The sequence below is a fragment of the Micromonospora fulviviridis genome (assembly GCF_014648395.1).
In the GTDB taxonomy this organism is placed as follows: domain Bacteria; phylum Actinomycetota; class Actinomycetes; order Mycobacteriales; family Micromonosporaceae; genus Micromonospora; species Micromonospora fulviviridis.
In genome coordinates this window covers 873,082-897,229 of sequence record NZ_BMRA01000001.1, presented here as the reverse complement: position 1 = coordinate 897,229, position 24,148 = coordinate 873,082, and the positions used below count along the sequence as shown (strand labels likewise).

The following is a 24,148-nucleotide window of genomic DNA, read 5'->3' as shown; positions in this document are numbered from 1 at the left end:
GCTCAGCGGTAGTCGTCCTCGTCGGCGGCGACCACCCGGGCCTGCTCCATGGCGTCCCAGTCGTCGACCTCCAGGCCCCGGTGCGGCTCGCCGTCGCCCTCCTCGGGGGTGACCACCGCGGCCTGCTCGACCGCGTCGGCCGGCTCCGCCTCCAGGTCCCGCTCCTCCGGAGCGAGGTGGTCACTCGGGGCGAAGTCCTCCTCGGGCTGACCCATCGTCCCTCCCTGGATCTCGGTGCGGACAGTCACCACCACACCGTACGGGCTGACCCGGGTGCGCGCTCGGCGCCGGGCGGAACGGCGGAGTCGGCGATTGTCCCCTCCGGGGGGAACACCCGGTGCCAGGATGGTGACGTGGGCTTTCTGATCCGGCTGGCGATCACCGCGGTCGCGCTGTGGGTCACCACGCTCATCGTGCCCGGGGTGGAGGTGACCGGCCGCAACGGATTCAACACGGTGTTCACCCTGGTCGTGGTGGCGCTCATCTTCGGTGCGGTCAACGCTCTGCTGAAGCCGGTCATCAAGGTGATCGGCTGCGTGTTCTACCTGCTCACGCTCGGTCTGTTCGCGCTCGTGGTCAACGCCCTGCTGTTCCTGCTCACCGACTGGATCGCCCGCGGGCTGGACCTGTCGTTCCACGTGAACGGCTTCTGGGCGGCCTTCTGGGGCGCCATCGTGATGGCGGTGGTGAGCTGGCTGATCAGCGTCGTGGTGCCGGACAGCCTGGATGAGCGGTGAGCGGTTCCCGGGTCGGTTGTGTCCGCCGCGCGCTCCTACGGGATACTTCCCGCGGTGGACAGCGCGGTCCGGCGCACCCAAGGAAGAGAGCGGCCTGCACGGCCGAGAGCGGTAAGTAAGGAGCGTTCGACATGCCCATCGCTTCCCCCGAGGCTTACGCGGAGATGCTGGACCGGGCCAAGGCCGGCCGGTACGCGTACCCCGCGATCAACGTGACCTCCTCGCAGACGCTGAACGCGGCGCTCAAGGGCTTCGCCGACGCGGAGAGCGACGGGATCATCCAGGTCTCCACCGGCGGCGCGGAGTACCTGTCCGGCCCGTCCGTGAAGGACATGGTGACCGGCGCGGTTGCCTTCGCCGCGTACGCGCACGAGGTGGCCAAGAAGTACCCGGTGAACATCGCGCTGCACACCGACCACTGCCCGAAGGACAAGCTGGACAAGTTCGTCCGGCCGCTCATGGCCATCTCGCAGGAGCGGGTGAAGAACGGCCAGGAGCCGCTCTTCCAGTCGCACATGTGGGACGGCTCGGCCGTGCCGGTGGCCGAGAACCTGGAGATCGCCGAGCAGCTGCTCGGCGAGGCCGCCAAGGGCAAGATCGTCCTCGAGATCGAGGTCGGCGTGGTGGGCGGCGAGGAGGACGGCGTCGAGAACGCCATCAACGAGAAGCTCTACACCACCGTCGAGGACGGCCTGGCCATGGTCGAAGCGCTCGGCCTCGGCGAGAAGGGCCGCTACATGGCGGCGCTGACGTTCGGCAACGTGCACGGCGTCTACAAGCCGGGCAACGTCAAGCTCCGCCCCGAGGTGCTCAACCACATCCAGATGGCGGTCGGCGCGAAGTACAACAAGGAGAAGCCGCTCAGCCTGGTCTTCCACGGCGGTTCCGGCTCGCTGCTGTCCGAGATCCGCGAGGCGCTGGACTACGGCGTGGTGAAGATGAACATCGACACCGACACCCAGTACACCTTCACCCGCCCGGTCGCGGACCACATGTTCCGCAACTACGACGGCGTGCTGAAGGTCGACGGCGAGGTCGGCAACAAGAAGATGTACGACCCGCGCGTCTGGGGCAAGGCCGCCGAGGCCGGCATGGCCGCCCGCGTCGTGGAGGCCTGCGAGCACCTGCGCTCCACCGGCACCACGATGAAGTGACCACCGCGTGAACCGGAGGCCGGCACCCGATCGGGTGCCGGCCTCCGCGCGTCTCAGCCGGCGGTGAGCACCCGTACCGCCTCGCGGACGTCGTCGGTGAGGTGCACCGTGGCCGACAGGTCGCCGAACGGGGAGGCCGCGAAGAGCGGCCGCAGCAGCGACTCCACCGGCAGCTCGGTGGTCCAGTAGGTCCGGTCCAGGAAGACGTACGCGCCACTCGCCCCGTCGGTGCCGTAGTAGGTCTTGGTGGCCGCCTGGAACACCTCCTGCACGGTGCCGGCCCGGCCCGGCGCGAAGACGATCCCGCCCCGGGCCAGCCGCAGGATGGTGTCCTCCCGGATCGCGTTGGAGAAGTACTTGGCGATCCGCCCGGCGAACAGGTTCGCCGGCTCGTGGCCGTACAGCCAGGTGGGGATGGCCAGGCCGCCCGACCGGGCCCACTCGGTGCCGGCCGCCGCCGGGCGGGGCGTGGGCAGGGCCGGCCCGGCCGCGTACCGCTCCCGGACCCGCAGCGCCGCGTCGGTGTAGCGGTCGTGGTCGGTGAAGTCGGGCGCGGTGGCCAGCAGGTCGATCGCCGCGGTCAGCTCCTCCGCGGGCCAGGCCGCGAGGAACGCGCCCAGGTTGGCCGCCTCCATCACGCCGGGACCACCGCCGGTCACCACCAGCCGGTCGGCCCGCGCCAGCTCCCAGCCCAGCACCGCCGCCATCCGGTACGCGGCGCTGCCGCGCGGCACCGCGTGCCCGCCCATCACGCCCACCACCGACTGCGGCCCGTGCACGGCCAGCCAGGCCCGGGTGGCGTCGGCCAGGGCGTTGTCCACCCCGTGGTCGTGCAGCCGCTGGCCGAGCGCCTCCCGCACGTCGGGCAGGGCGCCGCCGTGCGCCCGGAAGTGCGCGTACACCCGGGTGTCGTACATCCCGGCGAAGCCGCCCTCGGCGAAGCCGGCAGCCAGGTCGTCGGCGGTGTAGAGGTGGGACGGCTGGGTCGGGTAGGGCAGCCCGGAGAAGGGCGGTACGACGTTCGCGCCCCGCCGGACCAGGTCCGCGCCGACCTCACGGTCGGCGAACCGGCAGCCCACGAAGAGGGTGCCGGCGACCTCGACGCCGCGCAGGTCGGGGACCGGGTCCAGGTCGAGGCGGAGGCCCTGCACGGTCAGGCCGGCGAGGCTCCCCTCGGCCAGCCGCCGGTCGAACGCGGTCCGGGTCTCGATCTCGTCGGTGCTGGTGTGCGGCTCGATGACGTCCGCGGGTGGTGGGGTCGGCACCAGATCATCCTGCCCCGGGGCGGCAAGCCGGCAAACGCGGGCGGTACGGGCAGGAGCCCGGCGGCCAGGCCGCCGGGCTCCTGCGTAACCGGGTCCTGGGGAGGCTCCGGATCTGTAGTTGTAGTGGAAAAAGTCGCGCGGCGGCATGGGCCGCGGGTACGTGGGCGCAACGCCGCAGGCGTGACGAAACCCTCAGCCGTTCAGCCGACCGGCTGGCCGGACCCCCTCGCGTACCCCCGGGCGAAGCGGGTTGAATGGGGCGATGCAGAACCTGTTGCCTGAGCCACCGGCCACCCTGCTCCCCGTACAGGAGGAGGCCGACGCCGCGTTGGCGGCCGCCACCGAGCAGGACACCGACGAGGCGTACGCCGAGGTCGCGGCCCGCTTCCCGACCTACAGCGCGGGTTGGGCGGCGCTGGCCACCCGGGCGCTCGCCGCGGGCCAGGTCATCCCGGCGTACGCGTACGCCCGCACCGGCTACCACCGTGGCCTCGACCAGCTCCGCCGCAGCGGCTGGAAGGGACACGGCCCGGTGCCCTGGTCGCACCGGCCCAACCGGGGCTTCCTCCGCTGCCTCTACGTGCTCTCCCGGGCGGCCGGCGAGATCGGCGAGGCGGACGAGGCGGCGCGCTGCGCCCAGTTCCTCCGCGACTGCGATCCGGCTGCCGGGGACGCCCTGGCCAGCCACTGAGCGATGCGACGGCCGGTTCCCCGCGAGGAGCCGGCCGTCGCGCCGTTCTAGAGCCCCTCCGCCACCGAGGCGGCGATCTTCAACCAGGCGTCCCGGGTGGCCGAGGAGAGCTGGCCGTACCGGATCGGCTCGCCGGTGTCGATGAGCCGCTCGTACGGCGCCAGCAGCACCGCCCGGGTCCGGGCGGCGAAGTGCTCCTGGATGGCCGGCAGGTCGATCTCCTTGCGGGACGGCGGCATCGACACCACCGTCACCGCCTGCCGGACCAGCCGCTGCCGGCCGCTCTGCTCCAGGTGGTCGAGCATCCGGGCGGCGGTCTCGGCCGAGTCGTTCCGCGCCGACATGGTCACCACCAACTGGTCGGTGGCGTCCATGGCGGCCTGCCAGTTCTGCGCCCGGACGTTGTTCCCGGTGTCCACGAAGATCAGCTTGTAGAAGCGGCTGACCACCTCGCGGATCTCGGCGAACGCCGCGGCGGTCAGCATCTCGCCGCCGGTCGCCGACTCGTCCGAGGCGAGCACGTCGAACATCCCCTCGCCCTGCGAGCGGACGTACTGCGACAGGTCGCCGACCCGGCCGTGCGGCCCCTGGAACTGGGCCAGGTCACGCAGCATGTCCCGGACCGTCCGGGAGTGGAAGTCCTGCTGGGCGCGCATCCCGAGGGTGCCCTGGGTCTCGTTGTTGTCCCAGGCCAGCACGTAACCGCCGCGCTTCTGGCCGAAGGTCATGGCGAGCAGCAGGATGGCGACCGTCTTGCCGGCGCCACCCTTCGGGTTGACCACGGTCACCTGGCGCAGCCCGCCGAAGTTGCGGCGCACCATCTCGATGTCGCGCCGCATCTCCTGCTCCTGCCGCCCCGGCGCGAGCCGGACCAGCCCGATCTTGTTGACCACCGCCCGGACGCCCATGGTGGCCACCGGGTCGACCGGCCGAACCTGCCGCCGCCGCGCGAAGTCCTCCGCCGTCGGCGGGGCACCGCTCGCCGGCGTCCAGACCTGCTCCGGGTACGCGGCCGGCCCCGGCTGCTGCGGTCCGGGCTGCTGCTGTGGTGCGGGCTGTGCCTGTGGTGCGGGCGGCTGCTGCGGTGCGCCCGGCTGCGGGGGCGGGGCCGCCTGCTGCGGCCAGGCCGGCGGATACCACCCCGCCACCCCGGCCTGCGGCGCCGGGGCAGGTGGCCCGGCCTGCGGTGCTGGCCCGTGTGGCCCGGCCTGCGGTGTCGGCGTGGGTGGCCCGTAGCCGCCCGGTCCCGGTGCCGGCTGCCCGTGGCCGGCCGGTCCCGGCTGCCCGTAGCCGGCCGGCCCCGGCGTCGGCTGTCCGTAGCCGACCGGTCCGGGCGGGTAGGCCGTCCCGTCGCCGTACTGCGACGGGAGCGGCACGCCTGGCGAGGGCGGGAACGGGCCGAGTCGCGGCGTCCCGGCCTCGGGCGACCCGTCGGCGGCCAGGGCTGGGCTCTCGGTGCCGGCGTGGGGACCATCCTGCGGCGGTGGGGTGGCTCCTGCCGCGGGCACCGGCCCGGAAGTGCTCGGCTCGGCGGCCCGGGTCGGGCCTGAGCTGTGGGGTGGGGTCGGCCCGGCGGCGGGCTGCGTCGGGCCGGCAAGGTGGGGCGGGGTCGCGGGCGGCTCGGTCGGGTTGGCCGGGTCCGCGGTCGGCGCGCCGGCCTGGGCCGCTGGCGGAACCGGGCCGGCGTGCGGCGCCGGCGTGGCGGGGTCGGCGGTCGCGCGCTGCGGAGGCTGGGCCCAGGGGGACTCCGGCCGGCCGTTCGGTGGCGTGTCGGCCCCCCGGTCACCGGGGCTCTCCGCCTCTTCACCGGCCGATTCACCGTCGGTCGCGAGGGTGTCCGGCCGACTCCCGTTCGTCGTCTCGGCCGCCGGTCGGGGAGCGGTCGCTCCCGGCGTGCCTGCTTCGGGCATGGCGCCGGAGATGTGAGCCGTGTCGTCCGGGCCGGCGGTGGTCGCCGGTCCGGGGGCGGTCGATTCGGGCGTGGTCGCCGTCGGGGTGGGTGCCGGTTGGTCGAGGGTGAACGGCAGGTCCAGGTCGACCGGGGGCTGCCCCGTGCGGGGTGCGGGCACGGTGTCGTCCGCGCGTACCTCGTCGGGAGCGGGCGGCTGCGGCCACGGGGTCGACGGTGCGGCGTCGCTGGGCGGGACGGGCCAGGGCGCCGAGTTCGGCTGGGCCGGGGCCGCCCACGGCGGGGCGGTGACGACCGGGTCGGCCTGGTCGGGCGGCCAGAGCGGTTCGATGTCCCGCTCCGGCACCTGCGGTTGACCCGGCACGTGGGCCCGGTCGGCGTGTTCGTGCACCACGGTTCCTCCCCATTCCTCCCGCCGAGGATAGGCCGTCCGGTCTCCGGGGTGGCCCGAGCGGGGATCGACGGAGGTCAGGCCGTCCAGACCGCCCAGGCGCCCGGCTCGGTCCACCAGGACCGCTTCCGGCTCAGCTCGCCCTCGACGCCGTCGTCGAGGAAGGGCACCTTCCCGTCGCGCGGTACGACCGCCGCCGCGCGGCCCCGGGCCCGGCGCACCTCCAGCCGGACCCTCTTCCTGCCCAACGGGGACCGGGTGACCACGGGCACGGCCACGGCCACCTGGACCCGGCCGTCGGACGGGTCCGGGTCGGCCAGCAGCGCCACGTCGCCCAGGCTCGCGTAACCGCCGGCGTTGCCGATCGCGCAGGCCATGATCGGCTCCTCGCCGGTGCTCAGCACGGTGCCGTCGACCTCGATCCGGGCCCGCCAGTGCAGCGGCCGGCCCGCGTCGTCGGCCGCGCCGAGCAGCGCGCCGTCCAGCGTCACCGAGCCGCCGTCGTTGCGCAGCAGGTCGAGCCGGCGGGGGGTGCCGTCCAGCACCGCGGCGGCCACCGCGGCCGGGTCGCGGGGCAGGCCGAGCTGCGCGGCCAGGTCCCGTGCCGTCCCGGACCGGGCCGGGTCGAGCGGGAGTACGCCGACCGGGGGCAGGTCGGGCACGGTCCGGTTGCCGGCCAGGTCCGCGGGGCGGCGGCTGGGCGGCGGAGCGTACCGCCGGACCAGCCGGCGCAGCACGGCGCGCAACTGACCGTCACTGGCCGTGGCGACGACCAGCCGGGTCTTGGAGTCGGGGTCCGGCCAGGTGAGGCCGTCGGGGCGGGGCGGGCCGTCGAGGCGGGCCAGCACCTCGTCGATCTCCGCGTCCGAACGGGCGGTCACCGTCTCCACCCGGGCGCCCCGGGCGGTCAGCGCGTCCGCGCAGGCCAGCACCGGTACGCGCGGCGTCTCGCAGCGCTCCTCGGGCCGCTCGCCGGCCGCCTCCGACGCGCCACCGCAGCAGGCCCCACCGCTGCCGCAGCCCCCGCCGGAAGCGTCCCGCTCCGAGCCGAGGGTGAGCAGCACCACGTCGTACACGAAGGAGCCTCCTGCTTCTCGACGAACCCCTGCCGGTCCCGCCGTCACTACTTGTTAGCCTGACACCCCGGGCTCGCCGACCGGTCGCCACCTGGCACCCGAGCCTTCTGGAGGCGGAGAAGATGCCAGCGATCGTGCTCATCGGCGCTCAGTGGGGCGACGAGGGCAAGGGCAAGGTTACCGACCTGCTGGGTGAGCGGGTCGACTACGTCGTGCGCTACTCCGGCGGCAACAACGCCGGCCACACGGTGATCACCCCGGACGGCCAGAAGTACGCGCTGCACCTCATGCCGTCCGGTGCGCTGTCGCCGGACGCGATGATCGTCATCGGCAACGGCGTGGTGGTCGACCCGAAGGTGCTCCTGGAGGAGATCGACGGTCTCGCCGAGCGGGGCGTGGACGTCTCCCGGCTGCGGATCTCGGGTGACGCGCACCTCATCATGCCGCACCACCGGGCGCTGGACCGGGTGGTCGAGCGCTACCTGGGCAGCTCCCGGATCGGCACCACCGGCCGGGGCATCGGCCCCGCGTACGGCGACAAGGTCGCCCGGATGGGCATCCGGCTCCAGGACCTGCTGGACCCCGGCATCCTGCGCAAGAAGCTGGAGCTGGCGCTCCGCGAGAAGAACCAGTTGCTGTTCAAGGTCTACAACCGCAAGGCGATCGACGTCGACGAGACCGTCGAGGAGTACCTGCGGTACGCGGAGCGGCTCCGGCCGTACATCGCGGAGACCCGGGTGATGCTCTGGGACGCGCTGGACCGCGGCGAGACCGTCCTGCTGGAGGGCGCCCAGGCCACCATGCTCGACATGGACCACGGCACCTACCCCTTCGTCACCTCGTCGAACCCGACGGCGGGCGGGGCGTGCGTGGGCGCGGGCATCCCACCCACCGCGATCACCAAGGTCATCGCGGTGAGCAAGGCGTACACGACGCGGGTGGGTTCCGGCCCGTTCCCGACCGAGCTGTTCGACGACAACGGCCAGCACCTGCGCAAGATCGGTCACGAGTACGGCACGACCACCGGTCGCGAGCGCCGCACCGGCTGGTTCGACGCCGTCGTGGCCCGCTACGCCTGTCGCCTCAACGGCGTCACCGACCTGGTCATCACGAAGCTGGACGTGCTGACCGGCATGGCCAAGGTGCCGATCTGCGTCGGCTACGAGATCAACGGCGAGCGTTTCGACGACATGCCGATGACGCAGACCGACTTCCACCACGCCACGCCGATCTACGAAGAGCTCGACGGCTGGTGGGAAGACATCACCAAGGCCAGAACCGAGGCCGACCTCCCGGAGAACGCCCGCCGCTACATCGCCCGCATCGAAGAACTCTGCGGCACAAAGGTCAGCATCGTAGGCGTAGGCCCCGGCCGCGAGGAAAACGTAGTCCGCCACCCCCTCCTCCCGTAACGGCCCCACTCCTCAGAGTTGATCAAGAAGTTTGCGTCTGAATCGGCGCGAATTCTGACGCAAACTTCTTGATCAACAACCGGCTGGGCGTGCGTTGTCCACAAGGTTGTCCACAGGGGTTTCGGGGGTGTGGGAGCTCTGGGCAGCCTGGGTGGGTGGCTGATCGTGTTGGGTTGAGTCGGGTTGCTGGCCGGCAGGGTGGGGTGGTGACCGCCTCCCAGGCCGTTTCCCTGGGGTTCAGTCGGGACCAGGTCCGTCATCTCGTTCGATCGGGGCGGTGGATCAGGGTGGCGCGGGGCTGCTTCGTGCCGGCGCCGCAGGCGGACGTGGCGGCACTCCGGCGGGCGCGCATCCGGGCGGCCGTCGAGAGCCTCGGTCCCGGAGCCGTCGCAGTGCTGGACACCGCCGCCGAACTGCACCGCATCGGTGGCCTGCGCGCCCTGTCGGCGGTCCACGTCTCGGTGCCTCCGGGGCGGCCGCGTCCCCAGCGTCCGGCCGACCCGGATCTGGTGGTGCACCAGCTCACCCTCGGTCCGGGCGATGTCGGCACAACCGCCGGTGTCGCCGTCACGACCCCGGTCCGCACGGTGGCCGACGTCATTCTCCGGGTCGATCGCTACTCCGCGGTGTCCGTCGTCGACTCGGCGCTCAACCGGCGACTGATCGACGAGTCGGACCTTTCCCCGGTGGCGGCGCTGATCGCCCGGCGGCGGGGTGCCGTGGCGGCCCGACGCTGCCTGGCCGAGTCGGACGGCCGGGCCCAGTCACCCTTGGAGACCCGGGTCCGGCTGCGTTGCGTGGACGGCGGCGTACCGCCCGACGCGTTGCAGTTGGAGGTCCGCGACGTGGATGGCTACCTGCTCGGCATCGGCGACCTGGCCTGGCGCGGCGCCCGGGTCATCGCCGAGGCTGACGGCCAGACCCCCCACCAGACACCCCAGGCCATCTACGAGGACCGCACCCGCCGGAACCGCCTGGCCAACGCCGGTTGGACAGTCCTCCGCTTCACCTGGCCCGACACCCTCCGCCCCGACTACATCCCCCACACGGTCGCCCGCGCCCTCGGACGGCCTCGTTGATCAAGAGGTTTGCGTCAGGGAGGGCCGGAACTGAGACGCAAACTTCTTGATCAACAAGGGTGGGTGGGGTGGTCAGTAGGATGCCGGTCGTGCGGGTTCTTCTTGTGGGTGGTGGAGGGCGGGAGCATGCGCTCGCGCTCGGGCTGGTGGCTGATCCCTCCGTTGAGGCGCTGGTGGCGGCTCCGGGGAATCCGGGGATCGCCGGGGTGGCCGAGGTGCGGGAGGTGAACCCGACCGACCCGGCGGCCGTGGCGGCGCTCGCCGTCGAGACGGCGGCGGACCTCGTGGTGATCGGTCCGGAGGCGCCCCTGGTGGCCGGGGTCGCCGACGCGGTCCGCGCCAAGGGCATCGCGGCGTTCGGCCCGTCGGCCGAGGCGGCCCGGCTGGAGGGCTCGAAGGCGTTCGCCAAGGACGTGATGACAGCCGCCGGCGTGCCGACCGCCCGGGCGTACACCTGCACGGACGCGGCGAGCGTCGGGAAGGCGCTGGACGAGTTCGGGGCGCCGTACGTGGTGAAGAACGACGGGCTGGCCGCGGGCAAGGGCGTCGTGGTGACCGATGACCGCGCCGCCGCCGCGCGGCACGCCGAGGAGTGCGGCCGGGTCGTGATCGAGGAGTACCTGGCCGGTCCCGAGGTCTCGCTCTTCGTGGTCACCGACGGCGAGGCGGCCGTGCCGCTGCTGCCCGCCCAGGACTTCAAGCGGGCCGGCGACGGCGACACCGGGCCGAACACCGGCGGCATGGGCGCGTACGCGCCGCTGCCGTGGGCCCCGCCCGGCCTGGTCGACGAGGTGATGCGCGACGTGGTGCACCCGACGCTGGCCGAGTTGCGCCGCCGTGGCACCCCGTTCGCCGGCCTGCTCTACGTGGGCCTGGCGATCACGGCCGCCGGGCCGCGGGTGATCGAGTTCAACGCCCGCTTCGGCGACCCGGAGACCCAGGTGGTGCTCGCCCTGCTGGAGACGCCGCTGGCCGGGCTGCTGCACGCCGCCGCCACCGGCACGCTGGCCGCGCATCCGCCGCTGCGCTGGCGCGACGGCGCGGCGGTCACCGTCGTGGTGGCGGCCGAGGGCTACCCGGCGGCGCCGCGTACCGGTGACGTGATCACCGGCGCGGACCGCGCCGGGGTCATCCACGCCGGCACTCGCCGGGACGCCGACGGCACCCTGCGCTCCGCCGGGGGCCGGGTCCTCTGCAGTACGGCCACCGGCCCCGACCTGGCCGCCGCGCGGGACGCCGCCTACGAGGTGGTACGCGGCATCGAGCTGGCCGGTTCGCACCACCGTTCCGACATCGCCGCTGCCGCCGTGGACGGCCAGATCGGTCTTCCCGCCTGACCGGACCCGACCGCCTCGTCGCCAACGCGGCGGAACCGCGGGGGTGCGCCCGCCCGCGGCCTCCGACGCGCCGAGGCCGTCGTCAGCGGTTCGTCGCGCCGGGTGGGACCTCCGGCTGATCCGCCGTCCCGAGGCCGGTTTCGTCCAGCGGCACCGAGCCACGGGGTATGCGGCCGAGGATCCGGTCGAGCACGTTGGCGGTGGCCCGCTCGATCCGCTCGTCGCGGTACCCGCGCCGGTTGAGCGCCATCGTCCAGCCGAGCGTGCCGGTGGCGAAGACCACCGCGCCCCCGGGCCGTTCGTACACGTGGGTGCTCTGCATCCGCCGCCCGCCCTGCTGTGCGGGGTAGAGCGACCCGCTGAGCAGGGTCTCGCGGAGTCCGAGGGGCCGGGCGGTGCCCGCGTGGACGCCGTCCGCCTCGCCCCGGACGACCCCGGGGATGCGGTCGCCGTCGGCCACCCCGGTGCCGGCCCACACCCAGTGGTCGGCCGACCGGACCACCAGCGGCTGCGGGGTGACGACGATGCCGTTGTACTGGACGCCGATCAGCGCCTGCTCGGGGTTGTCGAGGCCGCGCCAGGTCACCGTCGGCCCGGCGGCGTCCTCGTCCGGGTCCGGCATGGTCTTGGCGCAGGCGACGACCCGTTCCGGGCGGCCGTCGGCGGAGGGGCGCACCCGGATGTGCCAGTAGACGCTGTTGGCGCCGAGGAAGGCGAGGCTGGTGCCGCCGGCCAGCCCGGTTTCGGCGGCCCGGCGCATCTCCGCCGACCAGTACTCGTCGTGCCCGCAGAACACCAGCCCGCGGTGGCGGGCCGGGTCGAGCCGCCCGGAGTGCAGGTCGAAGCTGGTGGCGTAGCTGACGTCGTAGCGGTTGCGCTCCAGCCACTGGACGGCGTCGTGGTCGCGGCTGAACTGGGTGGGCTGGCCCGCGTCGGCGTACGGGCGGTCGAAGGAGACCTCGCGTGCCCGCAGCGCCGGATCCCGCCGCCCGCTGGCCGCGTAGCCGTTGTAGAGGCTCTTGCCGGCCCGCCGGTCCCGCGGCCACTGGTTGTACGCCTGCCAGGTGGTCACCGGCAGCACCACGCAGAGCGCGGCGGCCCGCCGGTCGTCCCGCACCACGAAGGGGGTGCACGCGCGCCAGCCGTCGGCGGAGGTGAAGACCGCCTGGTAGAGGCCGGAGGTCCAGTCCTCGGGGACGCGGAGGGTCCAGGACACCGGCCAGCGGCAGGCGATCGCCCCGGTCACCGGGTCGGCGGGCGGCACCGGCTGCGGGATGCCGTCCAGGTCCGGGCTGGTCAGCATGGTCCGGGCGCCGGCGCCGTCGTACCAGCCGAGCCGGTGCACGGTGATCCGGAACCGGCCGGCCGGGTTGACCGCGACGTGGAAGTCGACGGAGTCGCCGGGGGCGAGGCTGGTGGCCGAGGCGTACCCCTGGATCTGCCGCCGCCGGTCGTCGGCGGCCCGGGCGCCGTCCGGCGGCCACCAGGGCTCGCCGGCCGCCCGGTTCTCCACCTCGACGGGCGGGGACTGGCGGCGGACCGGCGTGGCGGCGCGGCGTCGGCTCAGCACGGGCTCGGAGGTGCCGAGCGCCGTGGCGGAGACGCCACCGAGGAGGAGACCGAGGGCCCAACGCCGACGGATCCGGACCATGCGAGCAGCTCCCGGTGGGGGGTGGAAGTCACTGCCGGGACAGCCGGCGCAGGGAAGGTATCACCGGCGGAGGCGGCCCGTCCGTCCCCTGTGGCTCAGCCGTAGTAGCGGCGCAGCTCCCGGCTGAGCACCTTGCCGGTGGCGTTGCGCGGCAGGTACTTCACGAACACCACGTCCCGGGGCACGGAGAAGCGGGCCAGGTAGTGCCGGACGTACTCGCGGACCGCCTCGGGGTCGAGCGTCTCGCCGGGGTGCAGGGCGAGGAACGCGGCCAGCCGCTGGCCGTACTCGGCGTCCGGCACGCCGATCACCGCGACCTCGCGGACCTGCGGCAGCCGGGCGATGAGGTCCTCGACCTCGGACGGGAAGACGTTCTCGCCGCCGGAGACGATCATGTCGTCGGCCCGCCCGTCGACGAAGAGCAGACCGTCGGGGCTGAGCCGCCCGAGGTCGCCGGTGTCCAGCAGGCCGTCGCGGCTCTCCCGGCCGGCGCCCGAGGTGTAGCCCTCGAAGAGCATCTCGTTGCCCACGAAGATCCGGCCGACCTGCCCGTCCCGGACCGGTTCGCCGGCGTCGTCCACGATCTCCAGCCGGGTGCCGTGCGGCGGGCGGCCCGCCGTGGTGGGGGCGGCGCGCAGCTCGGCCGGGCCGGCGATGGAGGCCCAGGAGACCTCGGTCGAGCCGTAGAGGTTGTAGAGGACGTCGCCGTAGCGGTCCATGAAGGCGGTGGCCAGGCCGCCGGGGAGCGCGGAGCCGCTGACCGCGACCACCTTGAGCGGCGGCCGGGACCCGGTGGGCGGCACCTCCATGAGCCGTTGCAGCATCACCGGTACGGCGAAGAGCGCGTCGCAGGGCTGCGCGGCCAGGGCGGCCAGCGTGGCGGCCGGGTCGAACCGCCGGTGCAGCACGACCGTGGCGCGCAGCGCGAACGACACCTGGAGGGCGGCGTACCCCCAGGTGTGGAAGATCGGCGCGGCGATCAGCACGGTGTCGTGCACGTGCAGCGGGATGCGGTCGATGATGGACACCAGCGGGCCGAAGCCGTGCGGCGTGGGCCGGCGGGCGCCCTTGGGCGCGCCGGTGGTGCCGGAGGTGAGCACGATGGTCCGGCCGTCCCGCTCCGGCGGCTGGAGTTGGTCACCGGGCAGCGCGCCGGCGATCAGCTCCTCCTGGCCGCGCTCGTCGACCCGGTGCAGTTCGGCGGGGAGGCCGAGGACCCGCTCGGCGAACTCGGCGTCGTGCACGAGCACGCGCAGCTTCTGCTCCTCGGCCACGGTGGCCAGCTGCGCCGCGGAGAGACCGGTGTTGACCAGGACGGCGTCCGCGCCGAGCAGCATCGCGGCGACGATCGCCTCGATCAGGCCGTGGTGGTTGCGGCAGAGCAGGCCCACCCGGTCGCCGGCCTGGACGCCGAGCCCGGCCCGCAGCGACCGGGCCAGCCGTTCCGACCGGTCCAGCAGTTCCTGGTACGTCAGCGCGGTGCCGTGCTCGTCGACGACGGCGGTCCGCCCCGGGTCGCGCGCGGCGGCCTGGCGCAGCTCACCGGCGAGGCTCCAGCCCCACCGGCGCAGCGCGTTGAGTTGGGAGGCCACCCGGATCGGGCGGCCCGGGTTGAGCAGTCCGCGTCGGGTCAGCGTGGCGACGATGAACGGCAGGTCCAAGTCGCGACCCTCCTTCGCGTTCGTGTTCTCCCGATCATGCACCCGCGGCAGCGCGCGGCCCAGGGCACGTGATCAGTTGCCCAGCCTGCGGACATCCTGAACGTGCGGGGCGGACCGGCGGCCCGACCCGCGGCGCGCGGTGCCACCGCGGGTCGGGTCGGGGTCCGCCGGCGATCAACGGATCTGCATGCCGGAGATGGCCCGGGAGATGACCAGTCGCTGGATCTCGGACGTGCCCTCGAAGATCGTGTAGATCTTGGCGTCCCGGTACCACCGCTCGACCGGGTGGTCGCGCAGGAAGCCGGCGCCGCCGAGGAGCTGGACGGCCCGGTCGGTGACCGAGACGGCCACCTCGCCGGCCTTGAGCTTGGACATCGAGCCCTCGCCCGCGCTGAACGGCCGGTTGTTGCGACCCATCCAGGAGGCCCGCCAGACCAGCAGCCGGGCCGCGTCGATCTCCATCTTCATGTCGGCGAGCGCGAACGCGACCGCCTGGTTCTCGATGATGGGCCGGCCGAACTGGACCCGTTCCTTGGCGTAGTCGAGGGCGTACTCGTACGCGGCGCGGGCCACGCCGAGCGCCTGCGCGCCGACGGTCGGTCGGGACAGTTCGAACGTGCGCATCGCGGCCTGACCGGAGGCGCGCTGGCCGGTACGGGCGCGGGCCAGCCGCTCGTCGAGCGCCTCCCTGCCGCCGAGCAGGCAGCGCCCCGGCACGCGTACGTCGTCGAGGAAGACGTCGGCGGTGTGCGAGGCGCGCAGTCCGAGCTTGCGCAGCTTGCGGGTGGCGTTGAGCCCCGGCGTGCCCGGCGGCACGACGAACGCGGCCTGCCCCCGCGAGCCCAGTTCGGGTTCGATCGAGGCGGTGACCACGTGCACTCCGGCGATGCCGCCGTTGGTGGCGTACGCCTTCTGCCCGTTGAGCACCCACTCGTCGGTGGCCTCGTCGTAGACGGCCCGGGTCCGCATCGACCCGACGTCGGAGCCGGCCTCCGGCTCGGTGGTGCAGAACGCCGCTACGGCGGGCTGGTCGACGTCGCCGAAGCACTGCGGCACCCACTCGACGAGCTGGTCGGGGGTGCCGGCGCCGTAGATGGCGGCGACGGCCAGCGAGGTGCCGAAGATGCTCAGGCCGATGCCGGCGTCACCCCAGAACAGCTCCTCGCTGGCGATCGGCAGGGAGAGCCCGGTCGGGTCGGCCCAGCAGGTGGCGAGGAACTCGAAGCCGTACAGCCCGACCTTCGCCGCCTCCTGGATGATCGGCCAGGGCGTCTCCTCGCGGGCGTCCCACTCGGCCGCGGCCGGGCGCACGACCTCGGCGGCGAAGCCGTGCACCCAGTCGCGAAGGTCCCGCTGTTCCTCGTTCAGGTCGAGCGAGAACTCGGCCATCTCAGGCCTTGGGGATGTCGAACAGGTTGGCGATGTTGGCGGCGAGGCCGAGGTCGCCCTTGGCCTTCAGCTTGCCGGTCATGAACATCATGACCGGGTTGCCACCGCCGGAGACGATCTTCAGGAACTCGACCGGGCCCATGGTGAGGCTGAGCTTCGGGTCCCGGGTGGGGGTCTCCGAGACGGTGCAGGTGCCGTTCTCGATGACGATCTCGTAGGTGTCGGTGCCACCGTCGGGACGACCGGTGATGTTCCAGTGGATGACCGCGTTGGTGGAACCCGCGCGGTCGGCCCGGAACAGGCTCGGCATCCGGTTGAAGACCTCGCTGAGGATCTTGCCGCGCAGGTCGCCGGACATGATCTCGGCGAGCTTGTCGTCGGGGGTGGACTTGACCAGCTGCGCGAACTCCTTCGGGCCGACGTTCGCGAAGTTGGCCGGGTCGAAGTCACTCATGGGGGATGCACCTCTCGGGCGAGCCGACTTTGGTTACTCCGGCGTAACCTTACGCACGAGTAGGTATGCTCGCAAGGGTGTCCAGCACACCGACCTTCAAGCGCCTCCCCCGCGCCGTGCGCGAGCAGCAGATGCTCGACGCGGCCGTCAAGGTCTTCTCCCGCCGGGGCTTCCACGCGGCCAGCATGGACGAGATCGCCGACGACGCCGGCATCTCCAAGCCGATGGTCTACGCGTACCTCGGCACCAAGGAGGAGCTCTTCGTCGCCTGCCTGCACCGCGAGGGCACCCGGATGATGGAGGCCATCGCGGGGGCGGCCGCCTCCGACCTGCCCGCCGACGAGCGGCTCTGGCGCGGGCTCCGCGCCTTCTTCGGCTTCGTCGGCGCGCACCGGGACGGCTGGGCCGTCCTCTACCGGCAGGCCCGCGGCGAGCAGCCGTTCGCCGCCGAGCTGGCCACCATGCGCGGCCGGCTGGTCGAGGTGGTCGCCGGGATGCTCGACCACGCGTTGCGCGCCAAGGGGCGCGAGGTCCGCGCCACCGACCTGGAGGTCGTCGCGTACGCCCTGGTCGGCGCGACCGAGTCGCTGGCCGACTGGCTGGCCGACCACCCGGAGGCCGACCCGGAGAAGACCGCCACCCGGATGATGAACGTGGCCTGGCTCGGCGCCGACCAGTTGCTGCGCGGGATCACCTGGCATCCGCCGGCCGGCTGACCCGGGCACACGCCACCCGGCGGCGCCGGCGCCGGCCCCGGGCCCAGCGCACCGCCTCCACGATCACGGTGAGGGTCAGCGCCAGCCCCAGCCCGAGCAACAGCCCGCGGACGGGGTCCCGCTCGAAGGCGAGCCCGCCCAGGTAGCCGACCAGCGCCGAGTAGAGGCCCCAGGAGAGCGCGGCCAGCGCGTCGAAGGCGAGGAACCGTCGCCGGGGGAACCGGGTCGCCCCCATGGTCAGGGTGACCGCGGTCCGTCCACCCGGGATGTACCGGGCCACCGTGAGGATCAGCCCGCCGCGCGTCGCGATGCCGCGCCGGGCCCGCTCGAACGCGGCCCGCCGCCGGCTGCCCCGAACGGTCCGGCCCGTCGCCGGGCCACCCGCCGGGCCGGCCACCGGGAGCCGGGCCAGCAGCCGGCCGCCGCCGTGCCGGCCGATCGCGTACGAGATGTGGTCGCCGACGAGCGCGCCGAGCGCGGCCACCCCGACCACCAGCGGCAGGTCCGGCTGGCCGGTGGCGGCGAACACCCCGGCCGTGATCACGGCGGTTTCGCTCGGCACCACCGGGAAGAAGCCGTCGACCACCGCGACGGCGAACAGCGCCAGGTAGACCCACGGGGAGGACATGGTCTGGTGGAGCAGGTCGAGCACGGAATCCATGGCCCCGATGCTGGTCGCGCCGCCGGTCCGCGCCATCTGCCGTCGGTCGGCCGGCGGGGGTCACTTTCGTCGCGTCGTACCCCGACGGGTCCTCGGGGTCGGCCCCCAACCCACCCGGAGGTACGCCCCGTCGCGCGCCGGCCCGGCCTAGGCTCGCCGGGTGACCACCCGCGCCACCCTGCTGCGGCGGGCCGAGCGGCACACGCCGCTCCTGCTCGCCGGGCTCGTGGCGGCCGGCACCTGGGCGTCGGCGACCGGTGCGCTGGGCGTCCGCTCGCCGCTGCCCCGGCTGCTCGTGCTGGTCGTGGCGCTGGCCTCGGGCGGCGCGGCCGTCACGGCTCGCCGCTGGCCGCTGGTCGCCGCGGCGGTGGTGGGCTGGGTCGTCCTGGCTGCCTGGCCGGCCGCCGTCCTGGTCTCCTGGCGGGCGGGGGTCGGGCTGCGCGGTCGGCGGCTCGCGGCGCACCTGCTCGGGGCGGGACTCGTCGCCGTGGTCGGGGTGGTGGTCGGCGTCGTGGTCGGCGGGGAGCGCCGGCTGACCACCGCGACCGGCGCCAACGCCGTGGCGCTCGTCGCCTGGCTGGTGGTCTTCCCGCTCCTCGCCGGCCTGTGGATCCGGGCGCGGCGGGACACCCTGGCCGCCCTCCGGGACCGCGCCGAGCGCTTGGAACGCGAGCAGGAGGCGCGGGCCGACCGGGTACGCGCCGAGGAGCGGGCCCGGATCGCCCGGGAGATGCACGACGTGGTGGCGCACCGCGTCTCGCTCATGGTGGTGCACGCCGGGGCGCTGGAGGTGACCGCCGCCGACCCCGTCACCGTCGAGGCGGCCGCGCTGATCCGCTCCACCGGCCGGGCGGCCCTGACCGACCTGCGCGAGGTGCTCGGTGTGCTGCGCCAGCCGGCCGGCGGCGGCACCCCGCTTCCCGCCGCCGGGCTGGACGCGGTCGACGAGCTCGTGGCGGACTCCCGGGCGGCCGGTCTCCGGGTGGACCGGCGGGACGAGGGGACGTCCGGGCCGGTGCCGGGCGCGGTGGCCCGGACCGTGCACCGGGTGGTCCAGGAGGGGCTGACGAACGTGCGCAAGCACGCCCCGGACGCGCCGGTCACCGTGCGCCTGCGGCACCTGCCCGACGGGATCGAGGTCGTCGTCCGCAACGGCCCGGCCACCCGGCCCGGCCCCGCCCTGCCCGGCGCGGGGCTCGGCCTGGTGGGGCTGCGCGAGCGGGTCGAGCTGGCCGGCGGCCGGCTGTCGGCCGGTCCGACCGCCGACGGCGGATTCCTGCTGCGGGCGCTGGTACCGGTCGAGGAGCTGCCATGATCCGCACCCTGATCGCCGACGACGAGCAGTTGGTCCGCGCCGGCCTGCGGCTGATTCTGGAGGCCGCGCCGGACATCGCGGTGGTCGGCGAGGCGGCCGACGGTGACGAGGCGCTGGCCGCCGCCGTCCGGCTGCGGCCTGACGTGGTGCTGCTGGACGTCCGCATGCCGGGCACCGACGGGCTGACGGCTGCGCCACGGATCGTCGCCGAGGGCCCGCGGGTCGTCATGCTGACCACCTTCGACCGGGACGAGTACGTGCACGCCGCGCTGCGCGCCGGCGCGGTCGGCTTCCTGCTCAAGGACACCCCGCCCCGGGAGCTCGCGGCCGCCGTGCGGACCGTCGCGGCCGGCAACGCCATGCTCGCTCCGACGGTGACCCGGCGGTTGATCAGCTCGTTCGCCGAACGCGGTCCGGCCCGGCGGGAGGCCGCCCGGCAGCGGCTGGCCCGGCTCACCGACCGGGAGGCGGCGATCGTCCGGGAGGTGGCCCGGGGTGACGCGAACGCCGACGTGGCCCGGCGGATCGGCGCGAGCGAGGCGACCGTGAAGACGCACGTCAGCCGCGCGCTGGCCAAGCTCGGCGTGGCCAACCGGGTCCAGCTCGCCATCCTGGTCCACGACGCCGACCTGCTGGAGGAGTGAGAGCCACGGTCAGCGGCGCGCGGTGGCCCGGGCGTGGGCGCGGCGGCGGGCCCAGCGGGCGGCCTCGAACAGGCCGGTGACCGCCACCGAGATGCCGACGCCGGCGAGCAGGCCCTGGATCGGGTTGTGCTCGAAGGCCAGCCCGCCGAAGTAGCCGAGCAGTCCGCAGTAGGTGCCCCAGGTGGCGCAGGCCAGCGCGTCGTACATGAGGAAGGAGCGGAGCGGGTAGCGGACCGCGCCCATGGTCAGGGTGACGGCGGTCCGCCCGCCGGGCACGTACCGGGCTGAGGTGAGGATGATGCCGCCGCGCCGGTCGACCGCCCGGCGGGCCCACTCGGAACCCGCCCGGCGCCGGCTGTCGGCGGGCAGCCGGGCCAGCCGGTGTGCGCCGCCGCCGCGCCCGATGGCGTACGAGATGTGGTCGCCGGCGAGCGCGCCGAACGCGGCGGCCACGATCACCCCGACCAACTGCGGCTCGCCGCCGGCCGCGAAGACCCCGGCGGTGATCGCCACGGTCTCGCCCGGCACCGCCGGGAAGAACGCGTCGACCGCGGTGACCACGATGATCACCAGGTACACCCACGGCGAGGTCACCGTCTGGTGCAGCAGGTCGACCACGTCCCCCATGCACCCATGCTCGGCGGTGGGGTGTCAGCGGGGAGCGGAAACGGCTCCGGCGAGGGCGGGAAGCTTGTCCTCGGCGGTCGGCCCGTGCGAGGTGAGCAGCACGGGCGCGCCCAGCTCGGCCGCCACCGCGGCCGGCCAGTCGGCGGGCGCCTCGTCGAGGACCGGGCGGGCCCGGAGCAGCCGGTCGGTGAGCGCGGCCTGGCGGTCGAGGTCGCCGGCCGGGCCGGGGGTGAGCCGGTCGATGGTGTCGTAGCGACGGCAGATGCGCAGGGCCGGGCCGGCCAGGTCGAGGTGGGTCAGGACCAGCCCGTCCACGCCGCCCGCCACATCCAGGGCGTAGCGGTGGGCCACGGCGTCGAAGTGGCCGAACCGGAACCGGCCCTGCCAGGGGTTGGTCGGGTTGCGCGGATCGGCGAAGGGCAGCGCGGGGTCCTCGGTGACCAGCGGCCCGGGACCGTGCCGGGTGGTGGTCACCCGCAGCACGCCGAGCCGCTGCGCGGTGCCGGCCAGGCCGGCCTCGGCGAGCAGCGCCTCGGCGTTGGCGAAGGTGGTGGTGCTCCACGTGGTGTACGGGTGGAAGCCGTGCCACTCGTCCAGCAGCACCCCCTGCGCCCCCTCGAACACACAGGTCCCGGCCCGCAGCGCCCCGGACAGCCACCCCCGGTCGACGATCGCCACCCGGTCGGCGAAGCCGGCGTACGCGGGCAGGCAGTCCTCGACCGGCGGGGCGTCCAGCGGGCCGAGTTCGGCGGTGAGCCGGTCCCGCAGCGCGGTGAGCCGGCGGCGCAGCACCGCCGGGTGCCGGCAGTCCGCCACCCGGGGCGCCTCGTCGGGGTGGGCGAGGCCGTACGCGACCGCCTCGCCCACCCCCAGCCCGCAGGAGCCGTGCCGGTCGGCTCCCCGGGCGATCTCCCGCGCCCGGTTGGCGGCCCGGTGGTACGGGGTGGCCAGCAGCGCCTCCCCGTCCACGGTCAGCCGGTCGAGCGCGTCGGGCACCCCGACCGCCGTGAGGTGGTCGGCCTCGGCGGCCAGCGCCAGCGGGTCCACCACCACGTGCCGCGACAGGTGCGTACGGACCCCGGGGCGGAAGGTCCCCGCGCCGAACTGCGCGAACGTGTGGTGCCGTCCGTCGCGCAGCACGACGTTGTGCGCCGCCTGCGCGCCCCCGTTGAACCGGACGACCGTGTGCACCGGCCGGCTCGCGCAGAGCCAGTCGACGACGGTGCCCTTGCCGGCGTCGCCGTAGCCGAGGTCGACCACCATCACGTGCCTCACAGCCGGGTGACCCCGCTTCCGTCGCTCGGGGCGAACGGCAGCGTGGCCACCGCGCGCCGGCCGCCGCCGAGGCGGGCGAGCGCCCGGGAGACGGTCCGGCCGGCCGTCGACCCGGCCCGGTCCAGGTCACGCAGTCCGGCGTCCAGGTCGATGGCCTGCTCGCCGAGGCCGACGGTGAGCGCGATGGTCTCGCAGACCGCGTCGAGGTCGTCCAGCTCGACGGCGTGCTGGCCGAGCAGGCCGCGCCAGAAGTCGAGCACCTTGCGGCTGCCCGCGTACGCGCTGCCGGCCGGGAGCAGGTAGTAGGTGTCCCAGCGCCGGGTCACCTCGTCGACGATCTGCCGCAGCGGCACGTCCTCGCGCAGGTCGTCGCCGATCAGCCGGGCCACCTGCCGCCGGTCCACCCGGGGGTACGCCAGCTCGTCGCCGATGATGAACAGGTAGCCGCGCCGCCCCCGCTTCTCCCAGCTGTCGGTGACCGTGTGCCGGGCCATGAAGTACAGGGCCAGCTCGTACGACTCGGTCATCTGGCCGCCACCGCCGCCCTCCAGCACGATCCGGCCGAGGTCGTCGTCCATCCGGTTGTCGGACTCGAACTGGCCGACCTGCAACGGCACCCGGTCGCAGGTGGCGTCGCCGATCGCGCCGAACATGAGCTGGGGGTCGGGGGCGTACCCCTGGCGGAGCAGCAGGCCGAGCAGCTGCGGCAGCTTGCTCTGGAGCACCCGGGGCACGTGCCCCATCGAGCCCGTCACGTCGAAGAGCACCGCGATGGGCGTCGACCGCGGGTGCTCGGCCGAGTCGCGGCTCTCCCGGACCGCGCCACGAGGGTCGAGCGCGGGGTGCACGGTCCGCGCCCCGCTGTCGCTGTACGAGAACGCGCTCGCGCCGGTGGCCCGCCGGTAGCGGTCGGCGGCGTCGTACACGTCGGTGGACCAGATTCCGCTGCCCATGGCAGCCTCCCTAGGGATTGAGGGTGAAGGGGCGGAAGGTGCGGGGGCCGAAGAGGCGGTCCAGCACCTCGTCGAGTTCGCCGAGCAGCCGCCAGGCGTCGTCGGGGCGGGCGGCCAGCTTCGGGCGCTGGCAGCCGGCCGCGAAGGCGCGCAGCTCGCGCGGCGCCCGGTCGGCCATCAGCCAGGTCATGCAGCGCGCGGCCATGGCCAGATCGGTGCCCGGGCCGGCGGGCCGCCGCGCGGTCACCTCGGCCGGGTACCAGTCCTCGTGGCCGGGGACCAGCGCCGGGACGGCGGCCTCGCCGACCACCGCGAAGCACCAGTCGACCAGGACCACGCCGTGCGCGGCCGGCTCGACCAGCACGTGCCGGGGGAGCACCGCGCCGTGCACCACCCCGGCCCGGTGGGCCAGGCCGAGGGCGACCAGCAGCCGCCGCCACATCCAGGCCGCGTCGCGCGGGTCCAGCCCGTCCGGGTACGCCCGGCGCACCTCGTCGAGGCTGTGCAGCCCGGGTGCCGCGGCCACCACGTTGACCAGCCGTTCCGCGCCGGTCGCGGGGTCGCGGGCGGGCAGGTGGTCGACGAGTCGGGGCACGTAGGGCAGGTGGCGCGGGTCGCCCCGCTCGGCGATCCGCCGCAGGGCGCGCGCCTCGCGGGCCATCAGGTCGTTGTCGGCCGGATTCCGGGGCAGCTTGAGCAGCCGGTCCCGCCCGACGTCGTAGAGGTCGGCCACGTCCCCGACGTACGCGATCCGGCGCAACGCGTAGTCGCCGAGTTCGGCGCCGCGGCCGCCCCGCCAGCGGGCGGTCACCGCCATGAGCGCGTCGGTGGCGGCGGCGCGTACCCCCGGGTCGACCGCGCCGAGCCGGTCGGGGTGCAGCGCCGTGACCAGCTCGCGGTAGCGGCGGGCCGGCGCGTCGGTGCCGAACAGGTCGGCGTCGCCGCGCGCCGTGGCGACGAGCCGGATGGCGTCCTCGGTCCTCACCGCACCGTCTCCTCCCGGGCGGGGCGCAGCAGCGCCGGGTGGAGGAGCCGGGCATCGCCGGCCCGGTAGAGCTTGGCCCGGGGCCCGCCGCGCGCGCCGCCGCGCTCGGTGCTGGCGCCGGTGCTCTCCACGAACCCGGGCACCGAGAGCACCTTGCGGTGGAAGTTGCCGGCGTGCAGCGGGTGCCCCCAGACCGTCTCGTAGACGGCCCGCAGCTCGGTGATGGTGAACTCGGGCTCCAGGAACCGGGTGGCCAGCGGCGTGTACTCCAGCTTGGACCGGGCCCGCTCCAGCCCGTCGTCGATGATCCGGCCGTGGTCGAAGGCGAGTTGCCGGCTGGTCAGCGCGGTCACCGGCAGCCAGGTGGCGTCGTCGGCGTCGGTGTCGGCGACCGGGTCGGGCAGGTCGGGGGCGAAGGCCAGGTGGGCGACCGAGACGACCCGCATCCGGGGGTCGCGGTCGGGCCCGCCGTAGGTGGCGAGCTGCTCCAGGTGGACCCGGCGCAGCCGCTCGCCGCCGAGGCCGGTCTCCTCGGCCAGCTCGCGCCGGGCGCCGGCGGCCAGGTCCTCGTCGGGGCGGACGAAACCGCCGGGCAGCGCCCAGTGCCCCGCGAAGGGCGGGGCGGCCCGGCGGATCAGCAGCAGGTGCAGCGCGCCGTCGCGGATGGTCAGCGCGACCACGTCGACGGTGACGGCGACCGCCGGGTAGTCCCGGGGGTCGTACGCGGCGAGGAAGTCCTGCTCGTTCACGTCGTCTCGTCTCTCTC

At 74.5% G+C, this 24,148-nt stretch carries 23 protein-coding genes; 9 read left to right on the top strand and 14 right to left on the bottom strand.

What is annotated here, in order from left to right; translation table 11 throughout:
• Window positions 1–2: 2 nt before the first annotated feature.
• Complete coding sequence (locus IEY96_RS04480) at window positions 3–215, bottom strand: hypothetical protein (protein ID WP_189193622.1); 213 nt, start codon at window positions 213–215, stop codon at window positions 3–5.
• Window positions 216–353: 138 nt separating this feature from the next.
• Between IEY96_RS04480 and IEY96_RS04475 the strand changes: the two genes are divergently transcribed.
• Window positions 354–737, top strand: coding sequence for a phage holin family protein (locus tag IEY96_RS04475; RefSeq protein WP_189193477.1), 384 nt, complete (start codon window positions 354–356; stop codon window positions 735–737).
• Between the two features lie 131 nt (window positions 738–868).
• Entirely contained in the window at window positions 869–1,891 is a 1,023-nt protein-coding gene (gene fbaA, locus IEY96_RS04470) for a class II fructose-bisphosphate aldolase (RefSeq protein WP_189193476.1), read from the top strand.
• 53 nt (window positions 1,892–1,944) lie between these two features.
• Here the strand turns inward: fbaA and IEY96_RS04465 are convergent, their stop codons facing one another.
• Window positions 1,945–3,156: an LOG family protein gene (locus IEY96_RS04465; RefSeq protein ID WP_189193475.1), complete on the bottom strand. Its 1,212-nt coding sequence runs from the start codon at window positions 3,154–3,156 to the stop codon at window positions 1,945–1,947.
• 262 nt (window positions 3,157–3,418) lie between these two features.
• On the opposite strand from IEY96_RS04465, the gene IEY96_RS04460 reads away from it, so the two are divergent.
• Window positions 3,419–3,847 carry a DUF3151 domain-containing protein gene (locus IEY96_RS04460; protein WP_189193474.1) on the top strand — a complete coding sequence of 143 codons (429 nt, stop codon included), beginning with the start codon at window positions 3,419–3,421 and terminating at the stop codon, window positions 3,845–3,847.
• Between the two features lie 47 nt (window positions 3,848–3,894).
• On the opposite strand, the gene IEY96_RS04455 is transcribed toward IEY96_RS04460, so the two are convergent.
• Together IEY96_RS04455 and IEY96_RS04450 are read right to left on the bottom strand one after the other, a co-directional pair.
• Entirely contained in the window at window positions 3,895–5,757 is a 1,863-nt protein-coding gene (locus tag IEY96_RS04455; protein WP_444543424.1) for a MinD/ParA family ATP-binding protein, read from the bottom strand.
• A 467-nt stretch (window positions 5,758–6,224) separates the two neighbouring features.
• Window positions 6,225–7,223, bottom strand: coding sequence for a diacylglycerol kinase family protein (locus IEY96_RS04450; RefSeq protein ID WP_189193472.1), 999 nt, complete (start codon window positions 7,221–7,223; stop codon window positions 6,225–6,227).
• Window positions 7,224–7,345: 122 nt separating this feature from the next.
• Here IEY96_RS04450 and IEY96_RS04445 point away from each other — a divergent pair, with 122 nt between their 5' ends.
• The 3 genes from IEY96_RS04445 (at window position 7,346) to purD (ending at window position 11,051) form a co-directional block, all read left to right on the top strand.
• Window positions 7,346–8,635 (top strand): adenylosuccinate synthase, encoded by a 1,290-nt coding sequence (locus tag IEY96_RS04445; protein ID WP_189193471.1) that lies wholly within the window; start codon window positions 7,346–7,348, stop codon window positions 8,633–8,635.
• Between the two features lie 155 nt (window positions 8,636–8,790).
• Window positions 8,791–9,714 carry a type IV toxin-antitoxin system AbiEi family antitoxin domain-containing protein gene (locus IEY96_RS04440; protein ID WP_189193470.1) on the top strand — a complete coding sequence of 308 codons (924 nt, stop codon included), beginning with the start codon at window positions 8,791–8,793 and terminating at the stop codon, window positions 9,712–9,714.
• 89 nt (window positions 9,715–9,803) lie between these two features.
• Window positions 9,804–11,051: a phosphoribosylamine--glycine ligase gene (gene purD, locus IEY96_RS04435; protein ID WP_189193469.1), complete on the top strand. Its 1,248-nt coding sequence runs from the start codon at window positions 9,804–9,806 to the stop codon at window positions 11,049–11,051.
• An 82-nt stretch (window positions 11,052–11,133) separates the two neighbouring features.
• On the opposite strand, the gene IEY96_RS04430 is transcribed toward purD, so the two are convergent.
• From IEY96_RS04430 to IEY96_RS04415, 4 genes are all read right to left on the bottom strand, one after another.
• Entirely contained in the window at window positions 11,134–12,702 is a 1,569-nt protein-coding gene (locus IEY96_RS04430; RefSeq protein WP_229791372.1) for a N,N-dimethylformamidase beta subunit family domain-containing protein, read from the bottom strand.
• Window positions 12,703–12,797: 95 nt separating this feature from the next.
• Window positions 12,798–14,363 carry an AMP-binding protein gene (locus tag IEY96_RS04425; protein WP_189193468.1) on the bottom strand — a complete coding sequence of 522 codons (1,566 nt, stop codon included), beginning with the start codon at window positions 14,361–14,363 and terminating at the stop codon, window positions 12,798–12,800.
• Between the two features lie 174 nt (window positions 14,364–14,537).
• Entirely contained in the window at window positions 14,538–15,752 is a 1,215-nt protein-coding gene (locus IEY96_RS04420) for an acyl-CoA dehydrogenase family protein (protein WP_189193467.1), read from the bottom strand.
• Window position 15,753: 1 nt separating this feature from the next.
• Window positions 15,754–16,206, bottom strand: coding sequence for an SCP2 sterol-binding domain-containing protein (locus IEY96_RS04415; protein WP_091315823.1), 453 nt, complete (start codon window positions 16,204–16,206; stop codon window positions 15,754–15,756).
• Window positions 16,207–16,283: 77 nt separating this feature from the next.
• On the opposite strand from IEY96_RS04415, the gene IEY96_RS04410 reads away from it, so the two are divergent.
• Window positions 16,284–16,922: a TetR/AcrR family transcriptional regulator gene (locus IEY96_RS04410; protein WP_189193466.1), complete on the top strand. Its 639-nt coding sequence runs from the start codon at window positions 16,284–16,286 to the stop codon at window positions 16,920–16,922.
• Here IEY96_RS04410 and IEY96_RS04405 read toward each other — a convergent pair.
• A complete protein-coding gene (locus tag IEY96_RS04405) occupies window positions 16,897–17,583 on the bottom strand; it encodes a DedA family protein (protein WP_189193465.1) in 687 nt (228 codons plus the stop codon). The two genes, IEY96_RS04410 and IEY96_RS04405, sit on opposite strands and share 26 nt — an antisense overlap.
• A gap of 160 nt (window positions 17,584–17,743) precedes the next feature.
• Here IEY96_RS04405 and IEY96_RS04400 point away from each other — a divergent pair, with 160 nt between their 5' ends.
• Window positions 17,744–18,898 (top strand): sensor histidine kinase, encoded by a 1,155-nt coding sequence (locus IEY96_RS04400; protein ID WP_189193464.1) that lies wholly within the window; start codon window positions 17,744–17,746, stop codon window positions 18,896–18,898.
• A complete protein-coding gene (locus IEY96_RS04395; RefSeq protein ID WP_189193463.1) occupies window positions 18,895–19,542 on the top strand; it encodes a response regulator in 648 nt (215 codons plus the stop codon). Before IEY96_RS04400 ends, IEY96_RS04395 begins: the two co-directional genes overlap by 4 nt.
• 9 nt (window positions 19,543–19,551) lie before the next feature.
• Here IEY96_RS04395 and IEY96_RS04390 read toward each other — a convergent pair whose 3' ends face one another.
• Genes IEY96_RS04390 through IEY96_RS04370 form a run of 5 tightly spaced genes read right to left on the bottom strand, consistent with a single transcriptional unit; the run spans window position 19,552 to window position 24,131 of the window.
• Complete coding sequence (locus tag IEY96_RS04390; RefSeq protein WP_189193462.1) at window positions 19,552–20,169, bottom strand: DedA family protein; 618 nt, start codon at window positions 20,167–20,169, stop codon at window positions 19,552–19,554.
• 24 nt (window positions 20,170–20,193) lie between these two features.
• Window positions 20,194–21,444: an adenylosuccinate synthetase gene (locus IEY96_RS04385; protein ID WP_189193461.1), complete on the bottom strand. Its 1,251-nt coding sequence runs from the start codon at window positions 21,442–21,444 to the stop codon at window positions 20,194–20,196.
• Complete coding sequence (locus tag IEY96_RS04380; protein ID WP_189193460.1) at window positions 21,441–22,397, bottom strand: hypothetical protein; 957 nt, start codon at window positions 22,395–22,397, stop codon at window positions 21,441–21,443. The genes IEY96_RS04385 and IEY96_RS04380 overlap by 4 nt, the downstream gene beginning before the upstream one ends.
• A gap of 10 nt (window positions 22,398–22,407) precedes the next feature.
• A complete protein-coding gene (locus IEY96_RS04375; RefSeq protein WP_189193459.1) occupies window positions 22,408–23,382 on the bottom strand; it encodes a BUD32 family EKC/KEOPS complex subunit in 975 nt (324 codons plus the stop codon).
• Window positions 23,379–24,131 carry an NUDIX hydrolase gene (locus tag IEY96_RS04370; protein ID WP_189193458.1) on the bottom strand — a complete coding sequence of 251 codons (753 nt, stop codon included), beginning with the start codon at window positions 24,129–24,131 and terminating at the stop codon, window positions 23,379–23,381. Before IEY96_RS04370 ends, IEY96_RS04375 begins: the two co-directional genes overlap by 4 nt.
• Window positions 24,132–24,148 lie beyond the last annotated feature (17 nt).

Coding starts and splice junctions, on each gene's coding strand:
- IEY96_RS04480 (WP_189193622.1), bottom strand. CDS start 215: ATGGGTCAGCCCGAGGAGGACTTCGCCCCGAGTGACCACCTCGCTCCG.
- fbaA (WP_189193476.1), top strand. CDS start 869: ATGCCCATCGCTTCCCCCGAGGCTTACGCGGAGATGCTGGACCGGGCC.
- IEY96_RS04460 (WP_189193474.1), top strand. CDS start 3,419: ATGCAGAACCTGTTGCCTGAGCCACCGGCCACCCTGCTCCCCGTACAG.
- IEY96_RS04455 (WP_444543424.1), bottom strand. CDS start 5,757: ATGCCCGAAGCAGGCACGCCGGGAGCGACCGCTCCCCGACCGGCGGCC.
- IEY96_RS04445 (WP_189193471.1), top strand. CDS start 7,346: ATGCCAGCGATCGTGCTCATCGGCGCTCAGTGGGGCGACGAGGGCAAG.
- IEY96_RS04430 (WP_229791372.1), bottom strand. CDS start 12,702: ATGGTCCGGATCCGTCGGCGTTGGGCCCTCGGTCTCCTCCTCGGTGGC.
- IEY96_RS04420 (WP_189193467.1), bottom strand. CDS start 15,752: ATGGCCGAGTTCTCGCTCGACCTGAACGAGGAACAGCGGGACCTTCGC.
- IEY96_RS04415 (WP_091315823.1), bottom strand. CDS start 16,206: ATGAGTGACTTCGACCCGGCCAACTTCGCGAACGTCGGCCCGAAGGAG.
- IEY96_RS04405 (WP_189193465.1), bottom strand. CDS start 17,583: ATGGATTCCGTGCTCGACCTGCTCCACCAGACCATGTCCTCCCCGTGG.
- IEY96_RS04395 (WP_189193463.1), top strand. CDS start 18,895: ATGATCCGCACCCTGATCGCCGACGACGAGCAGTTGGTCCGCGCCGGC.
- IEY96_RS04390 (WP_189193462.1), bottom strand. CDS start 20,169: ATGGGGGACGTGGTCGACCTGCTGCACCAGACGGTGACCTCGCCGTGG.
- IEY96_RS04380 (WP_189193460.1), bottom strand. CDS start 22,397: ATGGGCAGCGGAATCTGGTCCACCGACGTGTACGACGCCGCCGACCGC.